Below are 7,541 nucleotides of genomic sequence, written 5' to 3'. Positions count from 1 at the left end.
CTCGGCTCGCGGGTCGACCCCGCCGTGGATCTCGTCGCCGTCGACGGCCAGGCGGTTCAGCTGGATGTCTCGAAGCGCTACGTCATGCTCAACAAGCCGGTCGGCGTCGTGTCGTCGATGGCCGATGAGCGCGGCCGCCCCGACCTGCGGGAGTTCACCGCGGAGTACGAGGAGCGGCTGTTCAACGTCGGCCGACTCGATGCCGACACCAGCGGACTGCTCATCCTCACCAACGATGGCGACCTCGCCCAGGTGCTCGCGCATCCGTCGTTCGGCGTCGAGAAGACCTACATCGCGACCGTCAAGGGCATCGTGTACCCGGCCGCGTTGAAGAAGTTGCGCGACGGCTTCGAGCTCGAAGACGGTCCGATCAGCGCCGACAAAGCCCGACTGGTCGGGGAACCGTCGACCGACCGCAGCATCGTCGAGATCACGCTGCACTCCGGCCGCAACCGGATCGTGCGCAGAATGCTGGATGCCGTCGGTCACCCGGTTCTGGAACTGGTGCGTCGTCAGTTCGGTCCGCTGCATCTGGGCACTCTCGCGTCGGGGCGCAGCCGCGACCTCGGTAAGCTGGAGCTCGGGCAGTTGCTGACCCTCGCTCGCACTCCCGCCGACACTTCTCCCTCGAACCAGGATCGACCCCGATGACTGCTGCACGCCTGACTGGCTCCGTGCGCATCGTCGGCACCGGGCTCCTCGGCACGAGCATCGGGCTCGCCTTGCGACACCTGGGTATCGACGTCGTTCTCGCCAACCGTTCGCCGGCGGCGCTTCGACTCGCCATCGACTACGGCGCGGGTCGCGCGGCCGCTGCAAACGACAACCCGACCCTGGTGATCGTCGCGGTGTCGCCGGACTCGACGGCCGATCTGGTCGCAGCCGAACTCGCGGCCCACCCGGATGCTCTCGTCACCGACGTCGCGAGCGTGAAGTCGAGCATCCTCGTTGATCTCCAGGTGCGCGGCGCCGACATCACCCGGTACCTCGGGTCGCACCCGATGGCGGGACGCGAGCGCGGCGGGGCGATGGCTGCGCGTGCCGACATCTTCCTCGGCCGGCCGTGGGTCATCGCGTCGCACGCGCTCACGACTCCCGCCCAGGAACGGGTGATCGAGAGCCTCGCTCTCGACCTCGGGTCGACGCCGATCCGGATGAGCCCTGACGAGCACGACCGTGGCGTCGCATTGGTCTCGCACGTTCCCCAAGTGGTGGCGTCGCTTCTCGCGGCGCGGCTGCTCGGCGGGGGCGACACCCTGCCCTCCCTCGCCGGGCAGGGGCTCCGCGACACGACCCGCATCGCGGGCAGCGACCCCGAGCTGTGGATCCAGATCCTCGGCGCGAACGCTGGCCCGGTCGCGGAGGCGTTGCGCGCGTTCCGCAACGACCTCGACGGCGTTGTCGACGCGCTGGATGATCCCGCAGCCCCTGGCGCTCCCACGCGGCTCGCCGCGATGCTCACGCGCGGCAACCAGGGTGTCGCGCGCATCCCGGGCAAGCACGGCAGCGACGCCCGATACGAGACCCTCGTGGTGCAGGTGGCGGATGAGCCGGGCGAACTCGCGCGTCTGCTGACCGAGATCGGCGAGGAGGGGGTCAATATGGAAGACCTCCGCCTCGAGCACTCGCCGGGTGCGCAGATCGGGTTCGCCGAGATCGCCGTCGTGCCCGAAGCCGCAGGCCGTCTCGCCGAAGCGCTCGAGACCCGTGGATGGCAGCTGGCCCAGGGCGGACTCACCCAGGGGAGCGGCTCGTGACCGGCATCGTGGTCGCGCTCGACGGTCCGGCCGGCAGCGGCAAGTCGAGCGTGAGCCGTGCGGCGGCATCCCGACTCGACTTCGACTTTCTCGACACCGGGGCCGCCTACCGTGCGCTCACCTGGCTCGCCCTCGAACGCGGCATCGACGTCGACGCTGCCGACGCGATCGTCGCGCTCGTTGACAACCTCGACTACGCGACGATCGCGACGCCCAACGGCACGATCGTGAAGGTCGGCGAGACCGATGTGACGACCGCGATCCGGGAGCCCCGCATCACCGCCCTGGTGAGCGACGTCGCACGCATCCCCGAGGTGCGGGTGCGACTGACCGAGATGTTCCGCGCGACGATTCGCGAGAGCCGACAAGCCGGCATCGTCGTCGAGGGCCGCGACATCACGACCGTCGTCGCCCCGGATGCCGAGGTGCGCATCCTGCTGACTGCCGACGAGAGCGTGCGCATCGCACGCCGTTCGCGCGAACTCACCCCCGAGCATGCGAGCACCGCGACCCAGTTGCGTGATCGCGACCGAAAGGATGCCGCCGTCGTCGACTTCATGACCGCGGCTCCCGGGGTCACGACCCTAGATTCGACCAACCTGGATTTTGAGCAGACCGTTTCGGCCGTGCTCGACCTGGTGGAGGCAGCACGATGAACAACACCACTCCCGCTCCCGATGGGGTCGACCCCGACGACGAGTTCGAGGCCGAACTCGATCCCGAACTGCTGACCCGGCTTGGGGACCTCGACGAAGATCTCGCGGAGCAGCGTGCGGCCTCGTTGCGCGCGGGGCTCGCCGACTACGAGCTCGAAGACGACGACCTCGAGCTGCTCGAAGCGGCGACGGAGGGCGTCGATGGCATCGTCTACCTTCCGGCGCTTCCCGTGCTCGCGATCGTCAGTCGGCCGAACGTCGGCAAGTCGGCGCTCGTCAACCGCATCCTGGGTCGTCGTGAAGCGGTCGTCGAAGACGTGCCCGGCGTGACACGCGACCGGGTCGCCTACAAGTCCGAGTGGGCGGGTCGGCGATTCACCGTCGTCGACACCGGCGGTTGGGAGCCCGACGCGAAAGGCATCAACGCCTCGGTCGCTGCGCAGGCGGAGATCGCCGTCGACCTCGCCGACGCTGTGCTTTTCGTCGTCGACATCAACGTCGGCGCGACCGCCACCGACGAACACGTCGTGCGAATGCTGCGTGCCTCGAAGCGCCCGGTGATCCTCGTCGCCAACAAGTCCGACGACGCCGTGAAAGACACCCAGGCTGCGGAGTTGTGGAGCCTCGGGCTCGGCGAGCCGTGGCCGGTGTCCGCGATTCACGGTCGCGGCGTCGCCGACGTACTCGATGAGGTCATGAAGCTGTTGCCCGCCGTCTCGGCAGTGGCGAAGCAAGAGATCGGCGGCCCCCGTCGGGTCGCGATCCTCGGTCGACCGAACGTCGGCAAGAGCTCGCTGCTGAACAAGGCCGCCGGCGAGGAGCGGGTCGTCGTCGACTCGACGGCGGGCACCACACGCGACCCGGTCGACGAGAACATCGAGCTCGCGGGCAAGATCTGGACCTTCGTTGACACCGCCGTCATCCGCAAGCGCGTGCACCTCCAGCACGGTGCCGACTTTTACGCATCGTTGCGTACCGCCGCGGCGCTCGAAAAAGCCGAGGTTGCCGTTGTCGTGCTCGACATCACCGAGTCGATTTCGACCCAAGATCTGCGCATCGTCGAGTTGGTGCTCGAGTCGGGGCGCGCGCTCGTGCTCGCGTTCAACAAGTGGGATCTTCTCGACGACGAACGCCGCCGGTATCTGGAGCGCGAGATCGAACAAGATCTCGCGCACGTGTCGTGGGCGCCCCGGGTCAACATCTCGGCCCGCACCGGACGACACCTCGAGAAGCTTGTTCCCGCCCTCGAGACGGCGCTGAACTCGTGGGATATGCGCATCCCGACCGGCAAGTTCAACGCGCTCCTCGCCGAGCTCACGGCCGAGCACCCGCACCCGGTGCGCGGCGGCAAGCAGCCGCGCATCCTGTTCGGCACCCAGGCGGCGACCCGCCCGCCGACGTTCGTGCTGTTCACGACCGGCTTCCTCGACCCGGGCTACCGCCGGTTCATCCAGCGCCGCCTGCGCGAGGTATACAGCTTTGCCGGCACCCCGATCATCGTGAACATGCGAGTGCGCGAGAAGCGCAAGCGCTGAGTTCTGGCGAGCGCTGAGCAACCCATACCCTGCGTCCTCTGAGGTTCGGGGGCGAAACTGGGCCCATGTCGTTTACGGCTGCGCGTTCCCGCAACTTCGGGAGCATCGCTGAACTGTACGAACGGGTGCGCCCCGGCTACCCGGCGGAAGCCGTCGCGTGGTTCCTTCCCGCCGACGCGCCGGCTTCTCAAGAACTCAGAATCGCCGACGTGGGCACGGGCACCGGGAAGCTCACCGACGCCCTGCTCGCGCGGGGTCGCGAGATCACCGCGGTCGACCCCGATCCGGGGATGCTCGCGGTGCTGTCCGCGAAACATCCCGGCGTGACGACGGTGACCGGGACTGCCGAGCAATTGCCGTTCGGCGACGCGACCTTCGACGCGGTGACCTTTGGCCAGTCCTGGCACTGGGTCGACCCGCCGCGAGGGAGCGCGGAGGTCGCCCGCATCCTGCGACCGGGCGGGCACCTCGGCCTGTTCTGGAATATCCGGGATGCTCGTGAGCCCTGGGTGGCCGAACTCGCCGACATCCTTGGTCACCAAAGTGCCGATGAGCTGATGCTCGAAGCGGGCGGCCCCGTCGTCACCGAGCCGTTCGCGTTCGATGCGATGCAGGAGTTCGGGTGGACGTCGACGATCGACGTCGCGACGCTCGTCGACCTGGCGGCGACGCACGGTTTCGTGATCACGGCATCCGAGGTCGATCGCCGCGAGATGCTGGATGCCGTGGGGGCGCTCGGCGAGCGGGTCGCCGAAGCCGATGGGATGCTGCGGCTTCCGTACCGGCTGTACGTCTACCGCTTCCGCACCGGCTGAACTAGCCCCAGACCTCGTCGGCCAGTTCCACGATCTCGCGCATCTTCGCCCACTGCTGCTCTTCGGTGAGCACGTTGCCCTCCTCGGTGGAGGCGAAGCCGCACTGAGGGCTCAGCGCAAGTTGCTCGAGCCGCACGAACTGGCTCGCCTCGGTGATGCGTTGCTTGACGTCCTCGGGAGCTTCGAGGTCGCCACTCTTGGAGGTGATGAGCCCCAACACGACGATCTTGTCGCCCTCGGGAAGGAAGCGCAGCGGCTCGAAGCCTCCGGCACGCTCGGTGTCGTACTCGAGGAAGTAGCCGTCGTAGTTGCAGCCGGCGAGCAGGGGTTCGGCGACCGGCTCGTAGCCGCCCGACGAGATCCAGGTGGACTTGAAATTGCCGCGACAGACGTGAGTCGTGATGACCATGTCGGCCGGCTTGTCACGGATGGAGTCGTTGATGAGCTTTACGTACTTGTCGGCGATGCCTTCCACGTCGACACCACGCGCGGCGGCCTTCTCGATCTCGGCGGGCGAGCACAGGTAGGCCCAGGTCGTGTCGTCGAACTGCAGGTAACGACATCCGGCGTCGTAGAACGCTTTAACGGCGTCGCGGTAGGCCGCGGCCAGGTCTTCGAGGATCGCATCGCGGTTGGCGTAGGCGTTCGCGTCGATGCCCGACGACTCCGCGCGCCAGTGCAACACGGTCGGGGACGGGATCGTCATCTTCGGAGTCACGATTGTGTTCGCTGCGACGAATGCGAAGTGGTCGAGGAACGGGTGGTTCGGGGGGAAGCCGATCTTGCCGACGATGGCTGGACTCTTCGGCTTGGTCTGCACACCCTGAAACTGGATGCCGTGGTCGATTTCGACGATCTCGACACCTTCGAGCAGGCCGATGAAGTCGAAGTGCCACCAGGAGCGCCGGTATTCTCCGTCGGTGGCCAGTTGCAGCCCGGCCTTCTCTTGCTCGCGGATCAATTCGGCGATCTCGCGGTCTTCGATCCGGCGCAATTCGGCGGCATCGAGTTCGCCGAGTTCGTGGCGCCCGCGCGCATCCCTGATCGCTGGGGTGCGGAGGAAGCTTCCGACCTGGTCAGCACGGAACGGAGGCGTCGTACGGGGCATGCGACTCAGCTTAGGGTGGTGCCATGGGTCGTCTGGTTGCTCCTTGCGTCGTTGTGCGGCTGCACGACGACGCCGGCACGGTCGGCACGACGGCGATCGATAAACAGGCCGTCGACGGAGTGGTCACGGTCGGCAGGATCGGCCTCTACGGCGACATTCAAGCTGACCGGAAACACCACGGCGGCGAAGAGAAGGCCGTCTACGCCTACGCCGCCGAGGATGCCGACTGGTGGTCCGAACAGCTCGGCCGCGACATCCCGCCCGGGCTGTTCGGCGAGAACCTGCGGGTCGCGGGTCTCGACGTCAGCAACGCCCGCGTGGGCGAACGTTGGAAGATCGGTGATGCCGTCGTGCTCGAGGTGACCATGCCCCGCACGCCGTGCATGACCTTCGCGCGCTGGATGGGCGAGGACGACGACGGCTGGGTGCGCCGGTTCTCGGACGCGCGCCGACTCGGTGCCTATCTGAAGGTCGTCACGCCCGGTTCGGTGCGCGCGGGCGACGGCATCGAGGTTGTCCCGGCGCCGGAGGGTGCCCCGACGATCCTCGACACCTATCGGGGCGTCTGACCGCTACCCGCCGACATAGGCCGCGAGGTGTTGCCCGGTCAGGGTCGGCTTCGTCGCGACGAGGTCGGCGGGGGTGCCCTCGAAGACCACTCTTCCGCCGTCATGTCCCGCGCCCGGGCCGATGTCGACGATCCAGTCGGCGTGTGCCATGACCGCCTGGTGGTGTTCGATCACGATGACCGACTTGCCGGCGTCGACGAGCCGGTCGAGCAGGCCGAGCAGCTGCTCGACGTCGGCGAGGTGCAGGCCCGTGGTGGGTTCGTCGAGGATGTACACCCCGCCCGTGTCGGCCATGTGGATCGCGAGCTTCAACCGCTGCCGCTCGCCGCCAGAGAGAGTCGTGAGCGGCTGGCCCAGCGTCAGGTAGCCGAGGCCGTCGTCGGCCATCCGCACGAGGATCGCGTGGGCGGCGGGCACCTTCGACTCGCCCTCGGCGAAGTACTCGACCGCTTCGTCGACGCTCAGGCCGAGCACCCCGCTGATGTTCTTCCCGCCGAGCCGGTACTCGAGCACCGAGGCCATGAACCGCTTGCCTTCGCACACCTCGCAGGTGGTCGAGGCGCTGCCCATCGATCCGAAGTCGGCGAAGATGACGCCGTTGCCGTTGCAGTTCGGGCACGCACCGGCGGAGTTGGCGCTGAAAAGTGCCGGCTTCACCCCGTTGACTTTCGCGAACGCCGCGCGGATCGGGTCGAGCAGCCCGGTGTAGGTCGCGGGATTGCTGCGTCGCGAACCTTTGATCGCCGCCTGATCGACTGAGACGACGTCAGCACCCGCGGGGATTGACCCGTGGATGAGCGAACTCTTGCCCGATCCGGCGACCCCGGTGATGACGCACAGCACGCCGAGCGGGATGTCGACCGCAACGTTCCGCAGGTTGTTGCGGGTTGCGTTGCGAATCTCGATCGTGCCGGTGGATGGGCGCACGGCATCCTTCAGTTTCGCGCGGTCGTCGAGGTGTCGCCCGGTGAGTGTGTCGCTCGCGCGCAGGGCGGTGACGGTGCCCTCGAACTGGATCTCGCCACCTTTCGTACCGGCGCCGGGCCCGAGATCGACGACGTGGTCGGCGATCGCGATCGTCTCGGGCTTGTGCTCGACGAC

General features: G+C 67.7%; 8 protein-coding genes. 6 read left to right on the top strand and 2 right to left on the bottom strand.

Annotated features, from left to right (window positions below; all coding sequences use genetic code 11):
• From RMO30_RS02675 to RMO30_RS02655, 5 genes are all read left to right on the top strand, one after another.
• On the top strand, positions 1-651 hold a 651-nt coding region (locus RMO30_RS02675), incomplete at its 5' end, for a pseudouridine synthase (protein WP_309709157.1).
• A complete protein-coding gene (locus tag RMO30_RS02670) occupies positions 648-1,757 on the top strand; it encodes a prephenate dehydrogenase (RefSeq protein WP_309709155.1) in 1,110 nt (369 codons plus the stop codon). The genes RMO30_RS02675 and RMO30_RS02670, both read left to right, overlap by 4 nt.
• Positions 1,712-2,413: a (d)CMP kinase gene (gene cmk, locus RMO30_RS02665; protein ID WP_309709151.1), complete on the top strand. Its 702-nt coding sequence runs from the start codon at positions 1,712-1,714 to the stop codon at positions 2,411-2,413. The genes RMO30_RS02670 and cmk overlap by 46 nt, the downstream gene beginning before the upstream one ends.
• On the top strand, positions 2,410-3,948 hold the full coding sequence (der, locus tag RMO30_RS02660; RefSeq protein ID WP_309709147.1) for a ribosome biogenesis GTPase Der: 1,539 nt from the start codon (positions 2,410-2,412) through the stop codon (positions 3,946-3,948). Before cmk ends, der begins: the two co-directional genes overlap by 4 nt.
• A 65-nt stretch (positions 3,949-4,013) precedes the next feature.
• Positions 4,014-4,763: a class I SAM-dependent methyltransferase gene (locus RMO30_RS02655; protein ID WP_309709144.1), complete on the top strand. Its 750-nt coding sequence runs from the start codon at positions 4,014-4,016 to the stop codon at positions 4,761-4,763.
• 1 nt (position 4,764) lies between these two features.
• Here the strand turns inward: RMO30_RS02655 and RMO30_RS02650 are convergent, their stop codons facing one another.
• Positions 4,765-5,871, bottom strand: a complete 1,107-nt coding sequence (locus RMO30_RS02650; protein WP_309709141.1) for a 5-methyltetrahydropteroyltriglutamate--homocysteine S-methyltransferase — start codon at positions 5,869-5,871, stop codon at positions 4,765-4,767.
• Positions 5,872-5,894: 23 nt separating this feature from the next.
• On the opposite strand from RMO30_RS02650, the gene RMO30_RS02645 reads away from it, so the two are divergent.
• Positions 5,895-6,440, top strand: coding sequence for an MOSC domain-containing protein (locus tag RMO30_RS02645; protein ID WP_309709138.1), 546 nt, complete (start codon positions 5,895-5,897; stop codon positions 6,438-6,440).
• A 3-nt stretch (positions 6,441-6,443) separates the two neighbouring features.
• On the opposite strand, the gene RMO30_RS02640 is transcribed toward RMO30_RS02645, so the two are convergent.
• Positions 6,444-7,541: ATP-binding cassette domain-containing protein (locus RMO30_RS02640; RefSeq protein ID WP_309709136.1), on the bottom strand; the 1,098-nt coding region annotated here is incomplete at its 5' end.

The organism is Pseudolysinimonas sp. (genome assembly GCF_031389465.1).
Taxonomy (GTDB): domain Bacteria; phylum Actinomycetota; class Actinomycetes; order Actinomycetales; family Microbacteriaceae; genus Pseudolysinimonas_A.
This window is presented reverse-complemented; position numbering and strand designations above follow the sequence as displayed.

Bases quoted from the DNA above. Each gene is read 5' to 3' on its own strand.
- RMO30_RS02670 (WP_309709155.1), top strand. From the start codon at position 648: ATGACTGCTGCACGCCTGACTGGCTCCGTGCGCATCGTCGGCACCGGG.
- RMO30_RS02655 (WP_309709144.1), top strand. From the start codon at position 4,014: ATGTCGTTTACGGCTGCGCGTTCCCGCAACTTCGGGAGCATCGCTGAA.
- RMO30_RS02645 (WP_309709138.1), top strand. From the start codon at position 5,895: ATGGGTCGTCTGGTTGCTCCTTGCGTCGTTGTGCGGCTGCACGACGAC.
- der (WP_309709147.1), top strand. From the start codon at position 2,410: ATGAACAACACCACTCCCGCTCCCGATGGGGTCGACCCCGACGACGAG.
- RMO30_RS02650 (WP_309709141.1), bottom strand. From the start codon at position 5,871: ATGCCCCGTACGACGCCTCCGTTCCGTGCTGACCAGGTCGGAAGCTTC.
- cmk (WP_309709151.1), top strand. From the start codon at position 1,712: ATGGCAGCTGGCCCAGGGCGGACTCACCCAGGGGAGCGGCTCGTGACC.